Raw genomic sequence first — 23220 nt, forward strand, 5'->3', positions numbered from 1 at the left:
TATCCACTGGCAATGATTGGCAACGACCCCGCAGCCGGTCACACTTCTGGCCGCCCCGAAATCAGCGCGGACAATTATGACAGACCCATTGACGGCAGAAGCAATCTACCTGCGGGTCGGCAGCTTGATAGCCGACGCGCCCGACTTGAAGGCCGACCCGACACCCGAGACACACCGTTGGGTCGCACAGGTCTTGGCGCTGATAGAGGCGGGTGAGTTGGTGAATTCGGCGAGCATCGCTACGTTCAAAGTCGCGTCACAAAATATGGAAGGCCCGCTGCGAGATCTGAACGCGGGCACGATCTTGTCCATCGCGCATCAGGCCCTCGCGAAGGCGGAGCTTCACGCGCCCGCCGAGTTGCAGGGAGCGTTCATCGCTGCTGGACACGCCTTCGACGCATTCGCTGCGGTTGGCAAGGCGCTGGGCACGGCGACGGGCGACGTGTTCATCGTTGACCCGTATGCCGAGGCCAAGTTGCTGACCGACTATGCTGTGCTCGCGCCTGAGACTGTGTCGTTGCGGGTCTTGACCGAAGCAACGTATAGCAAGGCACTGAAGCCAGCGGCGGAGCACTGGCGGCAGCAGATGAAGCAAGCCCTTGAGGTGCGGCTCGGCGCACCGCGTACCCTGCATGATCGATTGATACTGATCGACGGCAAGACTGCCTTCGTGCTCGGGCAATCGTTCAAGGACTTGGCGACACGCGCCCACACGAGCCTCGTCCGCATGCCGCCAGACGCGGGGAAGCTCAAGATTGAAGCCTACGAACTGATGTGGTCGTCGGCGACATTGCTCTGACGCCCCGTCGCGCGCATCGGGATCGCGCAGGGGAAGGGACACTATTGGGACACCCCTTTTGATTTACCTCGATATTTCAATTAGTTACTTAGAGGCACCTTCTCCCACAAGGGGAGAAGGGAAGAGCCGTCTCCCAACATCACGCCGCATCGATGCGGCGAAAACCGTTCCACATCGCGGTGGCGGCGCCGGAGGTCAGCACCGGGAAAATCCGCGTGTCCTGATAATTGCCGTTGAGCGAGACCCGTGGCAGCGCGGTGAGGTGATCGGCGCTTTCGGGAAAGATCATGCCCGGCCGTGTCGTCACCGCGGTCTTGAATCCGGCGCTGCGGGCCAGCGCGAATTCGCGGGCGCCGGCCGCGATCTTGTCGCCGTAGGGATAGGCGAGATGGACGATCGGACGCTGCAACGCGTCCTCGATCCGCGCACGACTGACGGCCATCTCCTGGCCGGCGGTGGCCTCGGTCTGCCTGGCGAGATTGCAATGGGTAATGGTATGCGCGCCGATGCTGACCAGGGGATCTTCCGCGAACGGCTTCAACTCGTCCCAGGACATGCAGAGGTCGCTGCAAACCGAACTTTCATCGACACCGTGGCGCGCGCACAGCGCGGTGATCTCGCGCTGGATATCATGCTCGCCCGGCAAGCCGCGCAGCCAGTCATGCAGACGGTCGAACGCGGCCTGTTTGGCGGAAGGGGTCGAGGCATCGATGCGGGTCGATGCGCCGCCGATCATGGCTTCGATCGAAGCGGCCCTGGCGATCATCATTTCCAGCGCGATCCACCACAGCCTTCCCACTCCCTCCGCGAAATCGCTGGTGACGAAGACGGTGAAAGGCGCCTCGAATTCCCGCATTACCGGCAGCGCGAAATCCCGGTTGTCGCGATAACCATCGTCGAGGGTGAAGCAGGCAAAACGCCTCGAAAAGTTGCGTTCGACCAGCCGCTGATGCACTTCGTCCAGTGTGATGATATCGACATCGCGCGAACGCAGGTGCGACAACATGGCGCGCAGGAATTCCGGCTCGACCTCGAGGTGACGATTGGGCTGGAACTCGGCGTCACGGCGCGGGCGGACATGGTGCAGCATGAAAATCGCGCCGACGCCTGAGAAGATCGGCCGCAGCAGATAATGCGCCCCGCTGAAGTAAAGCGCTCCCAGTCCGGCCCGGATGACGTTATTGCGAAACTGCTTCATTCGGGAATGGCTGGCCGGTTGTGATGCGATTGCGAAACTAGCGGGAAACCGCTGAAGAAAAGGTTAGTCGGAGGGCTGCTCGCCGCCGGACTGTTCCGCGTTATTTCGGGTTTGACAGCCTCGCAAGGGTTTGTTTTCTCTCAGTTCCCAATGCCGCCGATTTGAAGTTCCTGCACGGCCTCCGCGGGTTCGCATCAGGAACGTCAAATCGAAAAGCGGCACTGGAATCATAGTATTATCAGTGCCCCCTTTGTTTCCGAAATTCGTGTCAGGGGATGCCGCGATCGCTCACGAATTTCGGAAACGGGGCACCGGGCCCCGCGGGACAGCGAATGCACGGACTTTTCAGGTGGAGCAGCAAATGGTGGCCGGGCGTGATTCCACTGGTCGTCTTTTGGGCTATCGCGGCCTGGATGAGCACCGCACCGCTGGAAGCCGATCTGGCCGCCCGCTCTACCTCGGCGCTGAAGGACACCGTGCTCGACAAGAGCAGGATCGCGGTCGCCGGCCGCGACGTCACCTTCGCCGCGGACGCATTCTCGGAAGATGGCCGTCGCAGCGCGCTGGCCGCCGTGGAAGCCGTGCCGGGCGTGCGGATCGTCAACGACGAAACCCGGCTTGTTCCCGAAGCCAGGCCGTTCGTATGGTCGGCTGAGCGGGACGTCGTCAGGGTGACGCTGGGCGGCAGTGCGCCGCTGCCGGCCAGCAAGGGAAAGTTGCTGGAGGCAGCCCGCGCCAGTCTCGGCGGCGTCGAGGTGGTCGATCAGATGAATTTGTCGCGCGGCGCGCCGCCGCAATTCGACAAAGCCGCATTGCTGCTGCTCGATCAGATCGCGAAATTGAAAGACGGCAAGATCACGATTTCCGATACCAAGGTCAGCCTCTCCGGCATGGCGCGCGATCTCGGCGGCCGGGAAGCGATCGCGGCGGCGCTGAAAAATCTCCCCGAGGGTTTTTCGGTCGCCAGCAATGAGGTCAAGGCGCCGCCTTATATCTTCCAGGCTTACAAGGATCCGGTGGCGGTGACGCTGACGCTGACGGGATATGTGCCCGACAACAATGTCCACGCCGCACTGGCAGCCGCGGCGGCGCGCAAGTTCTTCAGCGAAAAAGTAGTCGACAATCTCAAGGCGAGCGTCGGCGCGCCCTCCGGATTTGCAGCCGCCGTGGTGCCTGCGCTGGGCGCGCTGTCGAGGCTGTCGACCGGCACCCTGGTGGTGTCCGATCGGGAGGTGAAACTCTCGGGCGACGCCCTTTATGACGCGGCGGCGGCCCAGATTCGCGCCGGCCTGGCCAAGGATTTTCCCGCGGGCTGGCAGGTCAAGGCCGACATTTCGGTCAAGCCCGCGGCCGCGCCGGTCGATGCGACCGTGTGCCAGCAGCTGTTTTCGGATTTGCTGGCGAAGGGAAAAATCCGTTTCGATTCCAGGCGCACCACCATCGATCCGGATTCGGCCGGGTTGCTCGACCGGCTGATCGAAACCGCGCTGCGCTGTCCGACCGTCAATGTTGAAATCGCGGGGCACACCGACGGCGACGGCGAGGACGGCTTCAACCAGGCGCTGTCGGAAAAGCGCGCGCAGGCGGTGACCGATTATCTTGTCAAAGCCGGGTTGCCCGCCGATCGCTTCACGGCGACCGGCTACGGCAGCACCCAGCCGGTCGCTTCAAATGGCACCGACGAAGGCAAGGCGCAGAACCGGCGCATCGAGTTCGTGGTGAGGGAATAGCGATGGCCTATCTCGTGACATTTCATTGGGGCTGGCTGCTCGCCGCGCTGTTGCTGGGTCTGGCCATGGGCTGGATCGCGGTGGTTCATCGCGGCCAGGGCGTATCGAAGCGAACCACGCGGTGGCTCGCCGTGTTGGCGGCCGCGCTGGTCGCGGCGGCACTGGCGCGCGTGATCCCCGGCCGCCCGGGCTATTGGCTCGATCTCGGTCTGATCATGTTTGCCATGTATCTGGTCGGTTGCGCGGTGGGATCGTGGCTGCGCGACTGGGCGCTGTCGCGCCACGCGCCGGCGGCCTGAGGATTTCCAGGGGGGCGCGGGATGCAGCGGTTTACCGGCGAGGGCGACGCGCCGCTCGCGTGGTCGGCCACGTGCCGGAACTCGATCTCTTGATTTTTCAGCGGCTGTCGGCAAAACCCGCCGCCTGATATCATGAAAACTTGACCACTTGCCGCGCAGGGGTGCGGCCGGGACTTCGCTCTGCTGGCGCGAATGCAGCAAAACTGGGCATTTCGCAAGCATGAATTGCCCGTAATATGTTGAAGGAGCGCGTTTTATTCACGTTATGCGAATTCCACTCCGGCGCAAAACACGCTACCACATCGGGGCAGAGAACAAGCGTGGTGCCGGCAGCGGCGAAGTTCGCTCAGGTACCGGCGTCGCGGGATCGTAATTCGAGGTGGAGATGCTGGAAGCAATACGCAGGGCGGCCTCGTTTCTGCGCCAGAAGCAAATCCTGCATAAGCTAGGTGTTGCGGTCAGCGTCACGGTCATCGCGATCGCGTGCTACGTGCTTTACCATATGCTTCGCGGCATCGACGTCGACGAGGTCGTCGAGGCGCTCAAGCAGACCGAGCCCCGCCAGATTGCGCTGGCCGCGTTGTTCGTTGCCGCCGGCTATTTCACCCTGACCTTCTATGACCTGTTCGCGGTTCGCGCCATCGGCCGCGCCGATATTCCCTACCGCGTCAACGCGCTCGCGGCTTTCACCAGTTATTCGATCGGGCATAATGTCGGCGCCAGCGTGTTTACCGGCGGCGCGGTGCGCTATCGCATCTATTCCGCGTGGGGACTGAACGCGATCGACGTCGCCAAGATCTGCTTTCTGGCCGGCCTGACCTTCTGGCTCGGCAATGCCGCGGTGTTGGGGCTGGGTATCGCCTTTCATCCGGAAGCGGCGGCCGCGATCGATCAGCTGCCGATCTGGCTCAACCGTATCGTCGCGTTCGGGATCATCGTCGGGCTGGTCGCCTATGTGGTCTGGGTCTGGACCCAACCGAGAGCGGTCGGTCGCGGGCCCTGGACCGTGCAGTTGCCGGGCGGTCCGCTGACCCTGCTGCAGATCGTGATCGGCATTGTCGATCTCGGCTTTTGCGCGCTGGCGATGTACGTGCTGGTGCCGGACGAGCCCAACCTCGGCTTCGTGGTTGTCGCGGTTATCTTTGTCTCGGCGACGCTGCTCGGCTTTGCCAGCCATTCCCCCGGCGGGCTGGGCGTGTTCGACGCCGCCATGCTGGTCGGCCTGTGGCAGATGGACCGGGAAGACCTGCTCGCGGGGATGCTGCTGTTCCGCGTGCTCTATTATCTTGCGCCGTTCGTCATATCTGTAATCTTACTGACGTTTCGGGAGGTTATCCTCGGCGCGCGGCTGAAGCGCCTGCGTCGGGCGACGCCCGGCTCTGAGGCGGCGCCGAAACGCGAGGCCGTCTACGTAAGAGAGCGCGGGGACACCGGCGCCTGACGAGACGGACCCGAACGAAGAGAGCCGGTCCGATGGCACTACACGATACTTCCACTTCCTTCTTTTCGCCGTGGCCGGACCGGTTGCGGCATTCGGCCATCATTCTGCTTGCCGCCGGGCTGGCGCTGACCGTGCTGGTCGCGTTGGGCGAACTGCCGCTGGTCCGCGCCGCTGCGGTTTTCACCTGCATCGCCGCCGCCGCGCTGGTGCCGTGGCGATTGCACAATGCCACTGCCTCACGTGAGGATGTCCGCGGCGTCAACCCGGTCGAGACCGCGGCCGTCAGCGCCATCGTGTCCGGCATGCCGGATCCGGCGGTGCTGCTCGACCGCGCCGGCCGCGTCATTCACCTCAACGCCGCGGCGGCGCAGCTCGCGCCGGCGCTGCGCAAGAACGAACTGGCCCAGTTCGCGTTGCGCTCGCCCGAAATCATCACCGCGCTGCGCGAGGCCATCGCCACCACCGAAAGCCGGCGTGCGACCTATCTCGATCACGTGCCGGTCGATCGCTGGATGGAACTGATCGTCACGCCGGTGCCGGTGCCGACCCTGTTCGGCGGCACCGATAAATGCATGCTGATGACGTTCCACGACCAGACCCCGCTGCGCCGGGTCGAAGAGATGCGCGCCGACTTCGTCGCCAATGCCAGTCATGAATTGCGCACGCCGCTGGCGGCGCTGTCGGGCTTCATCGACACGCTGCAGGGGCCGGCCAAGGACGATGCCAAGGCGCGCGAGCGCTTTCTCGGCATCATGCACACCCAGGCGACGCGGATGGCGCGGCTGATCGACGACCTGCTGTCGCTGTCGCGGGTCGAACTGTCGGCCCATGTCCGCCCCGATACGCTGGTCGATATCGTCCCGATCATCCGCCAGGTCGCCGATGGGCTGGAGCCGCTGGCGCGGGAGCGCCAGGTCACGATCGATATCGACCTGCCCGAGGATCCAGTGGCGATCGCGGGCGATCGCGAGGAATTGCTGCGGCTGTTCGAGAACCTGATCGAGAACGCGCTGAAATACGGCGCCTCTGGCGGCAAGGTCATCGTCTCGCTGAGCCAGGCCATGTCGAACGAAGGCGTGCCGGAAGTTCGCGTCATGGTGCGCGATTTCGGTCCCGGCATCGCCCCGGAACATCTGCCGCGGCTCACCGAGCGGTTTTACCGGGTGGATGTCGGCGACAGCCGCGCGCAGGGCGGAACCGGACTCGGTTTATCGCTGGTGAAACATATCGTTAACCGGCATCGGGGCCGGCTTTTGATCGAAAGCGTGCCGAAAAACGGCGCCACCTTTACCGCCTGCTTTCCCCAGGCCAGGCCCGCGGTTTCGGCATAAAGACACGTAATATCAATTGCTTGTGTGCGTCATCCAGCTGTCATTAGACCGTCGTAAAAGCAGCATCGACCGCTCCTAAACGGACCGGCGTGAGCGCGATCGGGCGCATTCGGCGCTTCGCTCACCAGATGGAGACCAGCAATGCGTTTCATGAAAGCTATCGTCGCTGCCGGCCTGGTCGCCGCATCGACGTCAGCATATGCCGCCGACATCACAGGTGCCGGCTCGACCTTCATCTATCCGGTCCTTTCCAAATGGGCGGATGCCTACAAGAAGGAATCCGGCGACGGCGTGAACTACCAGTCGATCGGATCCGGCGCGGGGATCAAGCAGATCCAGGCCAAGACCGTGACGTTCGGCGCGACCGACATGCCGTTGAAGGTCGATCAGCTCGAGAAGGATGGCCTCGCCCAGTGGCCGATGATCATGGGCGCGATCGTCCCGGTGGTGAACATCGAGGGCGTGAAGGCCGGCGACATGACGCTGGACGGCGAAACCCTGGCCGGCATCTACAGCGGCAAAATCACCAAGTGGGATGATCCCGCGATCAAGAAGCTCAATCCGAAACTGAGCCTGCCGTCGACCGCGATCGCCGTCGTTCACCGCGCCGACGGTTCGGGTACCACCTTCAACTTCACCGACTACCTGTCGAAGGTCAGCGCGGACTGGAAGTCGAAGGTCGGCTCCGGCACGGCGGTCGAATGGCCGGTCGGCGTTGGCGCCAAGGGTAACGAAGGCGTCTCCGGCAACATCGGGCAGACCAAGGATTCGATCGGTTACGTCGAATACGCCTACGCCAAGCAGAACAAGCTGACCTACACCAAGCTGGTCAACAAGGCCGGCAAGACCGTGGATCCCACCATGGAGGCGTTCAAGGCCGCGGCCGCCAACGCCGACTGGACCCACGCCCCGGGCTATTACCTGATCCTCACCGACCAGCCGGGCGACAAGTCCTGGCCGATCGTGGCCTCGACCTTCGTGCTGATGCACAAGGAACCGGCCGACAAGGCTGCCTCCGCCGAAGCCGTCAAGTTCTTCAAATTCTCCTTCGAGAAGGGCACCAAGATGGCCGAGGAACTCGACTACATTCCGATGCCGGATTCGGTGATCAAGCTGATCGAGAAGACCTGGTCGGCCGACATCAAGAGCTGAGCTGAAAGTCTGGTGTCCCGGATGCGGTGCGGCGTCTCTTGCGCCGCTCCGCAGAGCCGGGACACAAACTCAGCTAAACAACATCGGTCCCGGATCGGCAGCGCACCGCTTTGCGCCGCATCGCATCCGGGACACGAGCGGATCGACTAAACAGGTTAGGGGATTGGCGTGGCAGACATGGCCGTTCAGAGCGATGTAATGGAAGCTGCCGGACCCTACGATCGCGCCAGGGCGCTCAACGCTTTCAAGCTCGGCGACGTTACTTTTTACTGGATCACCCGCGTCTGCGCGATTTCGGTGCTGCTTATTCTCGGCGGCATCATTTTGTCGCTGATCGCGGGCGCCTGGCCGGCGATGAGGGCCTTCGGATTTTCCTTCCTGTGGACGGCGCGGTGGGCGCCGTCGGCCGATCCGCCGGTGCTCGGCGCGCTCGGCCCGCTCTACGGCACGCTGGTGACCTCGGTGATCGCGATGATGATCGCGATTCCGGTCGGCCTCGGCATCGCGATCTTCCTCACCGAACTCTGTCCGCAATGGCTGCGGCGCCCGATCGGCATGGCCGTGGAATTGCTCGCAGGCATTCCCTCGATCATCTACGGCATGTGGGGCTTCTTCGTGCTGGGCCCGTTTCTGGCCAACTACTTTCAGCCTTTCCTGATCGATACCTTCGCGAATGTTCCGGTGCTCGGCACCATCTTCGCGGGGCCGCCGTCCTACCTGAGCCTGTTCAATGCCGCGCTGATCCTGGCCATCATGGTGCTGCCGTTCATCACCGCGATTTCGGTCGACGTCTTCAAGACCGTGCCGCCGGTGCTCAAGGAAGCGGCCTACGGGGTCGGCTGCACCACCTGGGAAGTGGTGCGCAACGTGGTGATCCCCTACACCCGGGTCGGCGTCATTGGCGGCATCATGCTGGCGCTGGGCCGTGCGCTCGGCGAAACCATGGCGGTCACCTTCATCATCGGCAACGCGTTCCGCATCTCGGGTTCGGTGTTCTCTCCGGGCACCACGATCTCGGCCGCGATCGCATCCGAATTCGCCGAAAGCGACGGCCTGCATCAGTCCGGCCTGATCCTGCTCGGCCTGTTGCTGTTCGTGCTGACCTTCTTCGTGCTGGCGACCGCCCGGTGGATGCTGATGCATCTGGAAAAGAAGGCGGGGAGCTGAAGACATGAACCCGATCTACATCCGCCGCCGCCGCCGCAATCTCATCGTCCGCGGGCTTTGCCTCGGCGCCGCGATCTTTGGCGTCACTTGGCTCGCCTTCATCCTGTTCACGTTGTTCTACAATGGCCTTGCCGGCATCAGCCTGCAGCTGTTCACCGAGAACACGCCGCCGCCGGGATCCACCGAGGGCGGCCTGCTCAACGCCATCGTCGGCTCGATCATCATGACCGTGATCGGCGTCGGCATCGGCGCGCCGCTCGGCCTGTTTGCCGGCACCTATCTCGCCGAATACGGCAGGAACGACCGCCTCACCTCGGTGATCCGCTTCATCAACGACATTCTCCTGAGCGCGCCGTCGATCATCATCGGCCTGTTCGTGTATGGCGCGGTGGTGGTGCCGATGGGCGGGTTCTCCGCTTTGGCGGGCGCGCTGGCGCTGGCCGTGATCGTCATTCCGGTCGTGGTCCGCACCACCGAGGATATGCTGCTGCTGGTGCCCAATCCGCTGCGCGAGGCGGCCTCCGCGCTCGGCCTGCCGCGCTCGCTCGTCATCAAGCGCATTGCCTACCGCGCGGCGCGCTCCGGCCTGATCACCGGCGTGCTGCTGGCGACCGCCCGGGTCGCCGGTGAAACCGCGCCGCTGCTGTTTACCGCGCTCAGCAACCAGTTCTTCAGCCTCGGTCTGACCAAGACGATGGCCAACCTGCCGGTCACCATCAACAACTTCGTGCAAAGCCCCTACGCCTACTGGAAGCAGCTGGCCTGGAGCGGGGCCTTGCTTATTACGCTGACCGTGCTTGCCCTGAATATTAGCGCGCGCATTCTCGGCGCCGAGAGGACCGCAAAATGAACGACCTTTCCGTTTCCGTGAGTGTTCCGGGCGCGCCGGCGCCGTCGGTGCCGCATCAGGCGGACGCGCCGGCCAAGGTGACCGCGCGAGGCCTGAATTTCTTTTACGGCGAGAACCACGCGCTGAAGAACATCAACCTGACGCTCGGCGCCAATCGCGTCACCGCCTTCATCGGGCCGTCCGGCTGCGGCAAATCGACCTTGCTGCGGATCTTCAACCGGATGTACGACCTCTATCCGGGGCAGCGCGCCACCGGCCAGCTGATGCTCGATTCCACCAACATCCTCGATCCCAAGCTCGATCTCAATCTGTTGCGCGCCCGGGTCGGCATGGTGTTCCAGAAGCCGACGCCGTTCCCGATGACGATCTACGAGAACATCGCGTTCGGGATCCGGCTGTATGAGAAAATCTCCAAGTCCGAGATGGATGGCCGTGTGGAAAAGGCGCTGCGCGGCGGCGCGCTGTGGAACGAAGTCAAGGACAAACTCGGCGCCAGTGGCTTGAGCCTGTCCGGCGGCCAGCAGCAGCGGCTCTGCATCGCGCGCACCGTGGCGGTGCGGCCCGAGGTGATCCTGTTCGACGAACCCTGTTCGGCGCTCGATCCGATTTCGACCGCCAAGATCGAGGAATTGATCCAGGAACTGGCGGAAGACTATACCATCGCCATCGTCACCCACAACATGCAGCAGGCCGCGCGCGTCTCGGACAAGACCGCCTTCATGTATCTCGGCGAGCTGATCGAATTCGACGAGACCGACAGGATATTCACCTCGCCGAGCGATCGACGGACCCAAGACTACATTACCGGCCGGTTCGGCTAAGGGAGAATTCAAGATGGCTTCAGAACACACCGCGAAAGCGTTCGACAGCGATCTGCAGGAACTGACCCGGCTGGTCGCGGAGATGGGCGGCCTTGCCGAACGCATGATCGTCGAAGCCGTCGACGCGCTGATCCGCAGGGATGTCGCGCTCGGCAAGCACGTGGTCGCCGCCGATGCCGAAATCGACGGCCTGCAGCGCATCATCGAGGAGCGCGCGGTACTCACCATCGCCAGGCGCCAGCCGATGGCGGTGGACCTGCGCGAAATCGTCGGCGCCATGCGGGTTGCCACCGACCTCGAGCGGATCGGCGATCTCGCCAAGAACATGGGCAAGCGGGTGTCGGCGCTGGAAAGCGATTTCCATCCGCTGAAGCTGATCCGCGGCCTCGAGCACATGACCGACCTCGTGCAGTCGCAGGTCAAATCCGTGCTCGATGCCTACGCGGCGCACGACCTGCCGGCGGCGATGACGGTGTGGAAAGGCGATGAGGAAGTCGACGCCATCTGCACCTCGCTGTTCCGCGAACTCCTGACCTACATGATGGAAGATCCGCGCAACATCTCGTTCTGCATCCATCTGATGTTCTGCGCCAAGAACATCGAACGGATCGGCGATCACGCCACCAACATCGCGGAAACCGTGTTCTACATGATCGAAGGCCAGCAAATCCTCGACAAGCGTCCGAAGGGCGACATGACGACGTTTGCGACCACGGTGCCTGGGAGCTGAGAAAGGGTTTTCGAGCGAAGTGGGGACCGGTTCGCGTGAGGAAAACGCGTCAACAAGAGAAGGCGTTTTCGAGCGAAGTGGAAGCCGGTTCGCATGAAGAAAAAACGTCAACAACAGAAGGCTAGCAGATGAGCGCACGGATATTGGTGGTGGAAGACGAGGAAGCGCTGACCACGCTGTTGCGCTACAACCTCGATGCAGAAGGCTACGACGTCGAAACCGTCGGCCGCGGCGATGACGCCGACACCCGGCTGAAGGAGCGCATTCCCGACCTGATCGTGCTGGACTGGATGCTGCCGGGACTGTCCGGGATCGAATTGTGCCGCCGCCTGCGGGCGCGGCCGGAGACGCGGTCGCTGCCGATCATCATGCTGACCGCGCGCGGCGAGGAAAGCGAACGGGTGCGGGGCCTTGCCACCGGCGCCGACGACTACATCGTCAAGCCGTTCTCGGTGCCGGAACTGCTGGCGCGGGTGAAGGGGCTGTTGCGCCGCGCCAGCCCCGAACGCCTCGCCATCGTGCTGGCTTACGGCGACATCGAACTCGACCGCGAGAAGCGCCGCGTCGCGCGCTCCGGCCGTCCGATCGACCTCGGGCCGACCGAATATCGGCTGCTGGAATTTTTCCTGGAACATCCGGGCCGGGTGTTCAGCCGCGAGCAACTGCTCGACAGCGTCTGGGGCCGCGACATCTATATCGACGAGCGTACCGTCGATGTGCACATCGGCCGCCTGCGCAAATTGCTCAACCCGGGCCGGGAGCAGGATCCGATCCGCACCGTCCGCGGCGCCGGCTACGCGCTGGATGACCGGTTCGCCAAGGTGGAGTAGGCGCCATTGACGTTCCCCGGACGCTGCGCAGCGCGTAAGCGGTGTGCAGCCGATCCGGGGTCCATCTTTTTTACAGCGCCGAACAGGTCCCCGGCTCTGCGGTGCATCGTGAAGGACGCTGCACCGCGTCCGGGACACGGGAGCCGGCGTTCGCCCGGACGACGTCAACTTGTGTAGCGTTCTCAGTGGATCGGTTGAAGCGATTGCTTCCACGCCGTCATTGCGAGCGTAGCGAAGCAATCCATGGTGCCGCGCATAGCAAAGCTGGATTGCTTCGTCGCTGACGCTCCTCGCAATGACGAGAAGTCTACCTTGTCTGCTTCGGCGGCTGGCGGCGGCGGTCGGAGGCCGGCTGATAGGCGATGCGCGAATGATGCGCGCAATAGGGCAGGCTGGTCAGCGCCTTGCCGCCGCAGAAGAAGAATTCCGAACTGGAGGGATCGCCGATCGGCCAGTGACAGGTGGCCTCGTTGAGTTCCAGCAGCGACAGCCGCTGGCTCATCGGCACCACGTTGTCGTAGGCGATCGGATCCGGCTCCATCTCGACATCGAAAGCATGCGCCAGCGCGGTGTTGCCGCGCGAGACCGGACGCGACACCCGCATCATCGGCTGGGCCGGGCGGGCCTTGCGCTGCCGCGGTGCGGCCGAGGAGGGGCTCTTGGCGCGGCCCGAAAGGCCTAGCCGGTGGACTTTGCCGATCACGGCATTTCGCGTCACATTTCCGAGTTCCGCGGCAATCTGGCTGGCCGAAAGCCCGGCCTCCCAGAATTTCTTCAATTGCTCGACGCGATCGTCAGACCAGGTCAATACAGTCATCGCACTCTTCCCTTCGCGTGGCGCCGGCCGATCAGGGACAGCGCAGCGATGCCAATTCTCTCAAAATCCCTGCGGGCAGAATCCCTTAGCCCTCGCCGGGCGCGGAAAGCGCGCCCGAACGTGTACGCCTGACACTGACGACTTAGAGGATCCGAACCGCCGCACGAGATGTCGTACCCGACGGCCCAGACGCTACAATATGGCGTGACTCTGGCGCAAGAGTCCGCGTGAGCGCGTCCACATGTTCCGTGAGTTAAGCACTGCAATTGGATTTTTCCACGGCTGCAAACCTGCAGGGAGCGCGCGCGGGGGCCCCCCGGGACCGGTTGACAGTTATGGCCGCGCGCATAGAATGCCTGCACGTGCCGCCCCGAAAAGGCGGCACGTTTGTTTTTCCGGGACTGGTTGCCGATGCGATCGCGCCAATGCGCGCATCGCGGCCGGGCCTAACCGTCAGTGATCGCCATGACCAACAGCGCGACGTCACATCTGCTTCCCGTATTCGCCAGGGTCGATCTCGGTTTCGAGCGCGGCGAAGGCGCATGGCTGATTGCGACCAACGGCGAACGCTATCTCGACTTCACTTCCGGCGTCGCGGTCAATGCGCTCGGCCATTGCCATCCGCATCTGGTCGCTGCATTGCAGGAGCAGGCCACAAAACTCTGGCACATGTCGAACCTGTTCAAGAGCCCGGACGGCGAGCGGCTGGCGGCGCGGCTGTGCGAACAAAGTTTTGCTGACTTCGTGTTCTTCGCCAATTCCGGCGCCGAGGCGATGGAATGCGCGATCAAGGTCACGCGCAAATACCACGCCGTCAAAGGTCATCCAGAACGCTATCGCATCATCACCTTCGACGGCGCGTTTCACGGACGAACGCTGGCGACGCTGGCGGCGACCGGCTCGGCCAAATATCTCGAAGGTTTCGGGCCGCCGATGGACGGCTTCGACCAGGTGCTGCTCGGCGATCTCGAAGCCGTCAGGAAGGCGATCGGCCCGCACACCGCGGGCATCCTGATCGAGCCGCTGCAGGGCGAAGGCGGCGTGCGCGCCGCACCGCACGCGTTCTTCAAGGCGTTGCGCCAGCTCTGCGACGACAACGGCCTGCTGCTGGTATTCGACGAGGTGCAGACCGGCATGGGCCGCACCGGCGACCTGTTCGCCTACCGGCGCCTCGGCGTGACGCCGGACGTGATGTCGCTGGCGAAAGCGCTCGGCGGCGGTTTTCCGATCGGCGCTTGTCTGGCGACGGCTGAAGCCGCCTCCGGCATGACGCCGGGCTCGCACGGTTCGACCTTCGGCGGCAATCCGCTCGCGGTCGCGGCCGCCAACGCGGTGCTGGACGTGATGCTGAAGCCCGGATTTTTCGAGCACGCGCAGAAGATGTCGCTGTTGCTGAAACAGAAGCTCGCCTCGGCGGTCGATCGCCATCCAAACGTGCTTGCGGAAGTGCGCGGCGAGGGACTGCTGATCGGCCTGAAGGCGGTGGTGCCGTCGGCCGATCTGGTGGCGGCGTTGCGCGAGCAAAAGCTGCTCACGGTCGGCGCCGGCGAAAACGTGGTGCGGTTTCTGCCGCCGTTGATCGTGAGCGAATCCGAGATCGAGGAATCTGTGGCGCGCCTCGAGCGCGCCTGCGTTGAGCTTTCCAGCGCACAGTTGAAACGGGCGGCGGGGCAATGAGTAAAGCCCTGCGCCATTTTCTCGACCTCAACGAGATTCCGACCAAGGAATTGCGCAACATTCTCGCAGCCAGCGTCGCCATGAAGGCGAAGCTGAAGGCGCAAAAGGAACAAGGTGCCAGGCTGGAAAGGCCGCTCGAGGGCAAGACGCTGGCGATGATCTTCGAAAAGCCCTCGACCCGCACAAGGGTGTCGTTCGACGTCGGCATGCGCCAGCTCGGCGGTGAATCGATCATGCTGACCGGGGCGGAAATGCAGCTCGGCCGCGGCGAGACCATCGCCGATACCGCGCGCGTGCTGTCGCGCTACGTCGACGCCATCATGATCCGTATTCTCAACCACGATGCGTTGCTGGAACTCGCCGCCCACGCCACCGTGCCCGTCATCAACGGGCTGACGCGGCGCTCGCATCCCTGCCAGGTGATGGCGGACCTGATGACGTTCGAGGAGCACCGCGGCCCGATCGAAGGCCGCACCGTCGCCTGGACCGGCGACGACAACAACGTGCTGGTGTCGTGGGCGCATGCCGCGGAGCGTTTTCAGTTCAATCTCCGCATCGCGACTCCACCGGAGCTGGCGCCGAACAAGTCGATGCGGGACTGGATCAAGGCGACGCAGGCGCCGATCGTGCTCGGCAACGATCCGGAGGCCGCCGTGCGCGGCGCCGATTGCGTGGTCACCGATACCTGGTTCTCGATGGGCGACAAGGACGGCGAGCATCGCCACAATCTGCTGAAACCGTATCAGGTCAACGCCAAGCTGATGGCGCTGGCGAAACCGGACGCGCTGTTCATGCACTGCCTTCCCGCCCATCGCGGCGACGAGGTCACCGACGAGGTGATCGACGGCCCGCAGTCGGTGGTGTTCGACGAAGCCGAAAATCGCCTGCACGCGCACAAGGGCATTCTGGCCTGGTGCTTCGAGGCGGTGGCGTGAAGGTCGCTTGAACAACTACATCGTTGTTCCGGCCAAGCGAAGCGCGAGTCGTCTCTTCCCCTTCTCCCCTTGTGGGAGAAGGTGATCCTCGCGAAGCGAGGATCGGATGAGGGGTCTCTCTCCGCGGATGCAGACCCCTCATCCGGCAGCCTTCGGCTGCCACCTTCTCCCACAAGGGGAGAAGGGAAGAAGGTCCCGACGTCCCGTGCGCAATTGCGGACCAGGCCGGGACGACTCGTGGGGAGATTTTCGCTCTTCACCGGCCCCCTTTCGATTTGCACCCGCCGACCCCAGATAAAGTGCCATGACATCACAATCCCCCGACATCAAAATTGCACTGGAAACCCCGATCCGCGCGCCGTCGGCGGTGCCGGTCGACGACGCGGTGCTGCCGTTCGAGGTCGCTTCGCTCGATCTGCGCGGACGGCTGACCCGGCTCGGCCCGGCGCTCGACGACGTTCTCACCAAGCACGATTATCCGGCACCGGTGGGCAAATTGCTCGGCGAGGCGATCGTGCTGACGACGCTGCTCGGCTCGTCCCTGAAATTCGAAGGCCGCTTCATCCTGCAGACCCAGACCGACGGCCCGGTATCGTTTCTGATCGTCGACTTCCAGGCGCCGGACCGCCTGCGTGCCTATGCGCGCTTCGATGCGAAGCGGCTCAGGGATGGCCAGGATTCCGGCGCGCTGCTGGGCAAAGGCCATCTCGCCATGACCATCGACCAGGGCCCGGATATGAGCCGCTACCAGGGACTGGTGGCGCTCGAAGGCGGCAGCCTCGAAGACGCCGCGCACGAATATTTTCTGCGTTCGGAACAGATTCCGACCAGGGTGCGGCTGGCGGTCGGCGAGGAATGGCGCGGCGGCGGCGAAGGCCCAAGACATCGCTGGCGCGCCGGCGGCATGCTGCTGCAGTTTTTGCCGAAGGCGCCGGAGCGGGCGCGGCAGCCCGATCTGCATCCCGGCGACGCGCCGGAAGGTGTCGTTGCGCATCTGATGGCGGAAGACGACGCCTGGGTGGAAGGCCAGTCGCTGATCTCGACCGTCGAAGACGTCGAGCTGATCGATCCGGATCTGTCGGGCGAGCGGCTATTGTATCGTTTGTTTCACGAGCGCGGCGTGCGGGTGTTTCCGCCGCTGCCGCTGCGCGCGCAATGTTCCTGCTCGCGCGACGCGGTGGCAGGCATGCTCGCGAGCTTCGCGCCGCGAGACCGCGCCGACATGGTCAAGGACGGCAAGGTGGTCGTGACCTGCGAGTTCTGCTCGTCGGTGTACGAGTTCACGCCGGACGAAACGGGCGTGGAGTAGGGCACACTCGACGTCATGCCCGGGCGGACGAGCCCGGCCGCTGCGTCACTTGAGCGTCGTTCCCGGGTTCATCATTTGCAATTGAGACTCCGTTATTCCGGGATGGTGCGTTAGCACCAGACCTCAGATGTGCCATTGCACATCGGGGAATCTCGAGATTCCGGGCTCGATGCTTCGCATCGCCCCGGAATGACGGCTTCATCGGGCGAAAAACTGGCCCCGACCTGTTTCTGATTTTCAGAAATTATTCTTGCCGCCCGACCCAAATCACTTCTATATTCACCGCCATCCAGTCCCACTCAGAGGGGCGTTGCGCAACGTCACCAGCGCGGGGCGGGGTGCGGTGGACGCGGATGGTGCTCCTGACGAGGGTGCTTGAGGCGGACGGCGAAGACGTGTGGTCCTGACACCCCGACGCTGGTGTCAAGTCGGTGGAGGCAACTCCGCCGGCGACGGTGGCAAGAAAGCCGATCACCGGGGAGAGCACGGTATAAGCCGTAAACCATTGCGCGGGGAATGCCGGGTGATTCCGGTGTGACCTGACTAACGCGTGTGCTTTCTACCACTACCCCTGCACGCGCGGCGGCGGGCGCATCGGGCGCCCGGCATTCCCTGCGCCCTCTGATTGCAGAGGGCGGAACGAGCAGGCCAAACCTCGCGCAACACATGCGGCGAGATCGCGGAGGTGTGTCGGAAAATGACGACGCTGTTTGCAAATTGAATTCGGTTCACCTCGCCCCGCTTGCGGGGAGAGGTCGGAGACGGAGCGCAGCGAAGTCTCCGGGTGAGGGGGACTCTCCGCGAGTCCGGGTCTGTCGAGAGTCCCCCTCACCCGCTCGCCACCGGACAGCGCAAGCGCGCTGCCGGGAGCTCGCGACCTCTCCCCCCGCAAGCGGGGCGAGGTAAGGAAGCGCCTAATTCAGCACCCGCTTCCCATCCGGGCTGTCGAGCGAGAACGTCGGCACGTCGATCTCGAAGCGTTCGCCGCTCTCGTTCACCATCTGGTAGCGGCCGGTCATGATGCCCGACGGGGTCGGCAGCGGCACGCCGCTGGTGTATTCGAAGCGCTCGCCCGGCGCGAGCACGGGCTGCTCGCCGATGACGCCCTTGCCACGGACTTCCTGCTTGCGGCCCGAGGCGTCGGTAATGATCCAGTGCCGGGTCTGCAACTGCACCGTCTCGTCGCCGGTATTGGTGATGACAATGGTGTAGGACCAGAAATATTCGGATTTTTCGACCGACGAGCGTCCCGGCATGAAGTTCGGCTCGACGGTGACTTCGATCTGGCGGGTGACGGCGCGGTACATGCGGGCGACTCTTTCCAATGGTGGAGGATCATATCGAAAAGATTCAGCGGAACCAACCGCCCTCGGCGGCATCCGTGCGCTCAACTCCCATCGTCGTTTCAACATAGTTCCGCTCTAAAGCGCGGCCGCGCAGCCCAACGTAACTTGCTTGCAAATCCGGGGCCGGTACTATCTGCCGGTGTTATGCTTTGTGCCGTGCGGATTCGTAAAGCAGAGCCGCTCAAACCCGGTGCCAGATGACGTCCATTGCCGATCGAATTGCCGGACCACCGCTTGCGGGCGCAGCGGATGCGATCGCGCAGGACGCGGCGCCCGTTGCCTCGGCACCGGCCATTTCGTTTCCCGCGGTCGGCGAGCGCGAACTGCGGCTCGATCTGTTCCGCGGACTGGCGCTGTGGCTGATCTTCATCGACCATCTGCCGCCCAATCTGTTGACCTGGTTCACGATCCGCAATTACGGTTTCAGCGACGCCACCGAAATCTTCATTTTCATCTCGGGCTACACCGCGGCGTTCGTTTACGGCCGCGCCATGCTGGAGTCCGGTTTCGTGATCGCGACCGCGCGCATCCTGCGCCGGGTCTGGCAGATTTATGTCGCGCACGTGTTCCTGTTCACGATCTTTCTGGCGGAGATTTCCTACGTCGCCACCAGCTTCGAGAACCCGCTATATTCGGAAGAAATGGGAATCATGGATTTCCTCAAGCAGCCCGACGTCACCATCGTCCAGGCGCTGCTCCTGAGATTTCGTCCCGTCAACATGGACGTGCTGCCGCTCTATATCGTGCTGATGCTGTTTCTGCCGCTGATCCTGTGGCTGATGAAATGGCGAGCCGACGTCACGCTGGCGCTGTCGGTCGTGCTCTATGCCCTCACCTGGCATTTCGATCTGTACCTGTCGGCCTATCCGAACGGCTACTGGGTCTTCAATCCGTTCGCCTGGCAACTGCTGTTCGTGTTCGGCGCCTGGTGCGCGCTGGGCGGCGCCCGGCGCATGTCGCGGATTCTTTCATCGCCGGTCACGCTGTGGATTTCGCTGGCCTACCTGTTCGCGGCGTTCTGCGTGACGCTGACCTGGTATCTCCCGCAATTGAGCCATCTGATGCCGCGCTGGCTCGAGCAGTGGATGTATCCGATCGACAAGACCGATCTCGACGTCCTCAGGTTCGCGCACTTCCTGGCGCTGGCGGCAATCACCGTCCGTTTCCTCCCGCGCGACTGGCCCGGCTTGAAGTCGCCGTGGCTGCGGCCGCTGATCCTGTGCGGGCAGCACTCGTTGGAAATTTTCTGCCTCGGCGTGTTCCTGGCGTTTGCCGGGCATTTCGTGCTGGCCGAGGTTTCCGGCGGGGCCGCGCTGCATTTCCTGGTCAGTATTTCCGGGATATTCATCATGTGCGCCGTGGCCTGGGTAATTTCGTGGTACAAGCATTCCGCCGACAAGAGCGCCTCGCAGAGAAAGGGCGCCATCGGCAATGCCGATATGGCGGGAGGGGGCTTATGACGTCCAACTCGGGAGCCATCCTGGGACTGCTCATGCTGACGGGCTTTTTTGCCGCAGTGCCCGCGCGCGCCGAGGATACTCCCCAGAGTTGCGAGGTGCCCGACTACCTGCTCAGCAGCGAAAGTGCGCTGCCCAAGGTCGCGGACGCGGTAAAAAATGGCCATCCACTGGATATTCTGGTGATCGGCAGCCGGTCGTCGACCCTCAACACGTCGGAAGGCGTGGCCTATCCCGGCCGGTTGCAGGCGATGCTGCGGGAGAAACTTCCATCGGTTCCCGTCAACGTTTCCGTGGAACTACAGACCAAGAAAACCGCCGAGGAAGTAGCCGCCGGAATGGTTAAGCTGATGGAAGGCAAAAAGCCTACTTTGGTGATCTGGCAGACCGGCACGGTCGATGCTGTGCGATCCGTCGATCCCGATGACTTTCGCACTGCCGTTGACGAGGGTGTTGCTGCGCTGCAAAATGCGGGAGCCGACGTGATCTTGATGAACTTGCAATACAGCCCGCGCACGGAAACGATGATTTCCGCGCCGCCCTATTTGGATAATATGCGCGTGGTGGCGCAGCAGCACGACGTTCCGCTGTTTGACCGCTTCGCCATCATGCGGCAATGGAACGACTCGGGAGACTTCGACCTGTTCAGCGCATTCCATGGCATCGAATTGGCAAAGCGTGTCCACGATTGTCTCGGCCGCGCGCTGTCGAAATTTGTGATCGACGCGGCGCACCTTGGCCCCGCTCAGCAAAACTGAGGATCTGGCGTTAATGAGTTTTCACCGCCCTTTTTACCGAAAAGCATCGCTGGCTGCGCCCGTGGTCGCCGCACTTGTGTTGCTGATGCCGCCGTCGGTCCCGGTCGCGCGCGCCCAGGCCGCCCAGCAGGCCGCGCTATCTGACAGCGCCAAATCCGACGCCCCCAAATCCGACGGTGCCAAACCGGCGGCCTCGCAGACCACCGGCGCCAGCGGTGCGGGCAATGTTGCCGCGGTCGACCAGGCCAATCCGCCGCAGCAAAAGAGCCTCACCACCAAGACGATCGAAAAGGTGAAGCAAGTCGCGAAATCGGCCGGCGACATTTTCAGCCGCGTTCCGTGCCTGCCGCCGAAGGGCGGCGCCAAGTCGATGGGGTCGCTGCCGCATGTGGCGAACAAGCTCGCCTCGGGCGAGCCGGTCGTCATCGTCGCGTTCGGATCGTCCTCGACCGCGGGATACGGCACGACGTCGCCCGAATTCACCTATCCCAATCGGCTGGCAGCGCAGCTGCGCCGGCATTATCCGGACGCCAACATCACCATCCTCAATCGCGGCCGGGGCGGCGAGGATGCGCCCGAAATGATGAAGCGGCTGCAGGCCGAAGTGATCGACGCCAAGCCGGATCTGGTGATCTGGCAGGTCGGCACCAACGCGGTGCTGCGCAACCTCGATCCCACCGAGACCGCAAAGCTGGTGGAGGAGGGCGTGGCCCGCATCCAGGCCGCCGGCGCCGATCTGGTGCTGGTCGATCCGCAATATTCTCCGAGGGTCACCGAGCGCGCCGAAAGCGCCAGCCTGATGGTGAAGCTGCTCGGCAAGGTCGCCCAACTGCGCCATGTCGGATTTTTCCCGCGCTTCGAGGTGATGCGCGAATGGCACGAGCAGCAGGCGCTGCCCATCGACAGCTTCGTGATAGCCGACGGCCTGCACATGAACGACTGGGGTTACGCCTGCTTCGCCCAGCTGCTCGGCGACGACATCATCAAGTCGGTCGGCCAGATCAAGCTCGGCGTCAACGTGCCGGGCAGCGTGCAGAAATATCGGCCGATGTGAGGTGAGGTGAGGCGAATGGGGAGTGGCGAATGGTGAAAGGCAATTCGCCATTCGCTACTCGCCACTCGCCCCTACCTCACGCCCTCTCCAGCGCCTGCTGCAGATCCTCGATCAGATCGTCGCGATGTTCGAGGCCGGCGGAAAATCTGATAAAACCTTCGCTGATGCCGAGTTCGGCGCGCGCGTCCGGGGTCAGGCGCTGATGCGTGGTGGTGGCGGGATGGGTGACGAGGCTCTTGGCGTCGCCGAGATTGTTCGAGATCCGCGAGATTTTCAGCGCGTTGAGACACCGGAACGCACCCGCCTTGCCGCCCTTGACCTCGAAGCCGACCAGCGTCGATCCGGCGTGCATCTGCTTCTTCACCAATGCGGCCTGTGGATGATCGGCGCGGCCGGGATAGATCAGCCGCGAGATTTTCTGATGCCGCGACAGCGCGTCGGCGACGGCGGCGGCGGTTTCGGTCTGCGCACGGACGCGGACGGCCAGCGTCTCCAGCCCCTTCAGCAGGATCCAGGCGTTGAACGGCGACATCGACGGGCCGGTCTGGCGCATGAAATTGTGGATGTGTTCGGCGATGAACGCTTCCGAGGACAGGATGATGCCGCCGAGACAGCGGCCCTGGCCGTCGATGTGCTTGGTCGCGGAATACACCACCACGTCGGCGCCCAGGGCGAGCGGGCTCTGCCAGATCGGCGTCGCGAACACATTGTCGACGATCAGCCGGGCGCCGCCCTGGTGCGCGATCTCGGCGATGGCGCCGATGTCGAGCACGTCGAGCGTCGGATTGGTCGGGCTCTCCAGGAAACAGCTTTTGGTGTTCGGCCGCATCGCCTTCTGCCACTGGTCGAGATCGAGGCCGTCGACCAGCGTGGACTGGATGCCGTAGCGCGGCAGCAGATCTTCCACGACGTAGCGGCACGAGCCGAACATCGCCTTAGAGGCGACCACGTGATCGCCGGCTTTCAGCGGCGCCAGAATCGCCGTGGTCACCGCGGCCATGCCTGTGGCGGTGGCGCGGGCGGCTTCGGCGCCTTCGAGCTCGATCATGCGGCGCTCGAACATCGCGATGTTCGGATTGGAAAAGCGCGAATAGAGAAAGCCGGGCTCCTCGCCCTTGAAGCGCGCCTCGCATTGTTCGGCGCTGTCATAGACAAAGCCCTGGGTCAGAAACAGCGCCTCGGATGTTTCGCCGAATTGCGAGCGCAAATTGCCCGAATGGACCAGCCGGGTCTCGGGACGGTAGCGGGCGGTGGGCGACGCGGGTGCGGTAGTATCAGACATGTGTCCTCCATCGTGACCATCTCGAAAAATGGTCACAAAAAAACCGGCCTGGAAAAATTCCACAGGCCGGGATCACACTGTCCCCGGCCTGTTTAGCGACTTATTTAACGTGGCTGCAAGCCGGCCGGCTCAAATCACCACGGGATAACTGATGCTGATATTCCCTCGCGCCCTTTCCGTCAAGGCGGTCATCGGATAACCGGTAAAAGTCCGTATTTTCAGCGTCTGGATGGGCTA

21 protein-coding genes and 1 riboswitch are annotated in these 23220 nt (G+C 63.4%); of the genes, 17 read left to right on the top strand and 4 right to left on the bottom strand.

Annotated features, from left to right (window positions below; genetic code table 11):
• The first annotated feature begins 88 nt into the window (after nt 1–88).
• Nucleotides 89–799, top strand: coding sequence for a phosphatidylserine/phosphatidylglycerophosphate/cardiolipin synthase family protein (locus tag B5527_RS01185; RefSeq protein ID WP_154071924.1), 711 nt, complete (start codon nt 89–91; stop codon nt 797–799).
• A 139-nt stretch (nt 800–938) separates the two neighbouring features.
• Here B5527_RS01185 and B5527_RS01190 read toward each other — a convergent pair whose 3' ends face one another.
• A complete protein-coding gene (locus B5527_RS01190; protein ID WP_079599665.1) occupies nt 939–1997 on the bottom strand; it encodes a polysaccharide deacetylase family protein in 1059 nt (352 codons plus the stop codon).
• A 332-nt stretch (nt 1998–2329) separates the two neighbouring features.
• Between B5527_RS01190 and B5527_RS01195 the strand changes: the two genes are divergently transcribed.
• The 10 genes from B5527_RS01195 (at nt 2330) to phoB (ending at nt 12348) form a co-directional block, all read left to right on the top strand.
• Nucleotides 2330–3727: an OmpA family protein gene (locus tag B5527_RS01195; protein ID WP_079599666.1), complete on the top strand. Its 1398-nt coding sequence runs from the start codon at nt 2330–2332 to the stop codon at nt 3725–3727.
• A 2-nt stretch (nt 3728–3729) separates the two neighbouring features.
• Nucleotides 3730–4026, top strand: coding sequence for a hypothetical protein (locus B5527_RS01200; RefSeq protein ID WP_079599667.1), 297 nt, complete (start codon nt 3730–3732; stop codon nt 4024–4026).
• A 385-nt stretch (nt 4027–4411) separates the two neighbouring features.
• Nucleotides 4412–5467 carry a lysylphosphatidylglycerol synthase domain-containing protein gene (locus B5527_RS01205; RefSeq protein ID WP_079599668.1) on the top strand — a complete coding sequence of 352 codons (1056 nt, stop codon included), beginning with the start codon at nt 4412–4414 and terminating at the stop codon, nt 5465–5467.
• Between the two features lie 32 nt (nt 5468–5499).
• Complete coding sequence (locus tag B5527_RS01210) at nt 5500–6798, top strand: ATP-binding protein (RefSeq protein ID WP_079599669.1); 1299 nt, start codon at nt 5500–5502, stop codon at nt 6796–6798.
• 141 nt (nt 6799–6939) lie between these two features.
• Entirely contained in the window at nt 6940–7950 is a 1011-nt protein-coding gene (pstS, locus tag B5527_RS01215) for a phosphate ABC transporter substrate-binding protein PstS (RefSeq protein ID WP_079599670.1), read from the top strand.
• Nucleotides 7951–8127: 177 nt separating this feature from the next.
• The gene (gene pstC, locus B5527_RS01220; RefSeq protein WP_079599671.1) at nt 8128–9117 is read left to right on the top strand and encodes a phosphate ABC transporter permease subunit PstC; all 990 of its coding nucleotides are present in this window, start codon (nt 8128–8130) and stop codon (nt 9115–9117) included.
• Between the two features lie 4 nt (nt 9118–9121).
• Nucleotides 9122–9967, top strand: a complete 846-nt coding sequence (gene pstA, locus B5527_RS01225) for a phosphate ABC transporter permease PstA (RefSeq protein WP_079599672.1) — start codon at nt 9122–9124, stop codon at nt 9965–9967.
• Nucleotides 9964–10788 (top strand): phosphate ABC transporter ATP-binding protein PstB, encoded by an 825-nt coding sequence (gene pstB / locus B5527_RS01230; RefSeq protein WP_079599673.1) that lies wholly within the window; start codon nt 9964–9966, stop codon nt 10786–10788. The genes pstA and pstB overlap by 4 nt, the downstream gene beginning before the upstream one ends.
• 13 nt (nt 10789–10801) lie before the next feature.
• Complete coding sequence (phoU, locus tag B5527_RS01235) at nt 10802–11518, top strand: phosphate signaling complex protein PhoU (RefSeq protein ID WP_079599674.1); 717 nt, start codon at nt 10802–10804, stop codon at nt 11516–11518.
• 128 nt (nt 11519–11646) lie between these two features.
• Entirely contained in the window at nt 11647–12348 is a 702-nt protein-coding gene (phoB, locus tag B5527_RS01240) for a phosphate regulon transcriptional regulator PhoB (RefSeq protein WP_079599675.1), read from the top strand.
• Between the two features lie 307 nt (nt 12349–12655).
• Here phoB and B5527_RS01245 read toward each other — a convergent pair whose 3' ends face one another.
• Nucleotides 12656–13165: a GcrA family cell cycle regulator gene (locus B5527_RS01245; protein WP_079599676.1), complete on the bottom strand. Its 510-nt coding sequence runs from the start codon at nt 13163–13165 to the stop codon at nt 12656–12658.
• A gap of 465 nt (nt 13166–13630) precedes the next feature.
• On the opposite strand from B5527_RS01245, the gene B5527_RS01250 reads away from it, so the two are divergent.
• The 3 genes from B5527_RS01250 (at nt 13631) to B5527_RS01260 (ending at nt 17086) form a co-directional block, all read left to right on the top strand.
• Complete coding sequence (locus B5527_RS01250; protein WP_079599677.1) at nt 13631–14842, top strand: aspartate aminotransferase family protein; 1212 nt, start codon at nt 13631–13633, stop codon at nt 14840–14842.
• Complete coding sequence (gene argF / locus B5527_RS01255) at nt 14839–15777, top strand: ornithine carbamoyltransferase (RefSeq protein ID WP_079599678.1); 939 nt, start codon at nt 14839–14841, stop codon at nt 15775–15777. Before B5527_RS01250 ends, argF begins: the two co-directional genes overlap by 4 nt.
• Before the next feature lie 304 nt (nt 15778–16081).
• Nucleotides 16082–17086, top strand: a complete 1005-nt coding sequence (locus B5527_RS01260; protein WP_079599679.1) for an Hsp33 family molecular chaperone — start codon at nt 16082–16084, stop codon at nt 17084–17086.
• Between the two features lie 914 nt (nt 17087–18000).
• Here B5527_RS01260 and apaG read toward each other — a convergent pair.
• Complete coding sequence (apaG, locus tag B5527_RS01265; RefSeq protein WP_079599680.1) at nt 18001–18393, bottom strand: Co2+/Mg2+ efflux protein ApaG; 393 nt, start codon at nt 18391–18393, stop codon at nt 18001–18003.
• A gap of 236 nt (nt 18394–18629) precedes the next feature.
• Between apaG and B5527_RS01270 the strand changes: the two genes are divergently transcribed.
• From B5527_RS01270 to B5527_RS01280, 3 genes are read left to right on the top strand one after another with little or no spacing between them, the layout of a single operon-like run.
• Entirely contained in the window at nt 18630–19892 is a 1263-nt protein-coding gene (locus B5527_RS01270) for an OpgC domain-containing protein (protein WP_079599681.1), read from the top strand.
• Nucleotides 19889–20647, top strand: a complete 759-nt coding sequence (locus B5527_RS01275; protein WP_079599682.1) for an SGNH/GDSL hydrolase family protein — start codon at nt 19889–19891, stop codon at nt 20645–20647. The genes B5527_RS01270 and B5527_RS01275 overlap by 4 nt, the downstream gene beginning before the upstream one ends.
• A 13-nt stretch (nt 20648–20660) precedes the next feature.
• The gene (locus tag B5527_RS01280; protein ID WP_079599683.1) at nt 20661–21701 is read left to right on the top strand and encodes an SGNH/GDSL hydrolase family protein; all 1041 of its coding nucleotides are present in this window, start codon (nt 20661–20663) and stop codon (nt 21699–21701) included.
• Between the two features lie 76 nt (nt 21702–21777).
• Here the strand turns inward: B5527_RS01280 and B5527_RS01285 are convergent, their stop codons facing one another.
• Entirely contained in the window at nt 21778–22983 is a 1206-nt protein-coding gene (locus B5527_RS01285; RefSeq protein ID WP_079599684.1) for an O-succinylhomoserine sulfhydrylase, read from the bottom strand.
• Nucleotides 22984–23054: 71 nt separating this feature from the next.
• A riboswitch (SAM riboswitch) is annotated at nt 23055–23134 on the bottom strand.
• Nucleotides 23135–23220: the final 86 nt, after the last annotated feature.

This window comes from Bradyrhizobium erythrophlei (assembly GCF_900129425.1).
GTDB lineage: Bacteria > Pseudomonadota > Alphaproteobacteria > Rhizobiales > Xanthobacteraceae > Bradyrhizobium > Bradyrhizobium erythrophlei_C.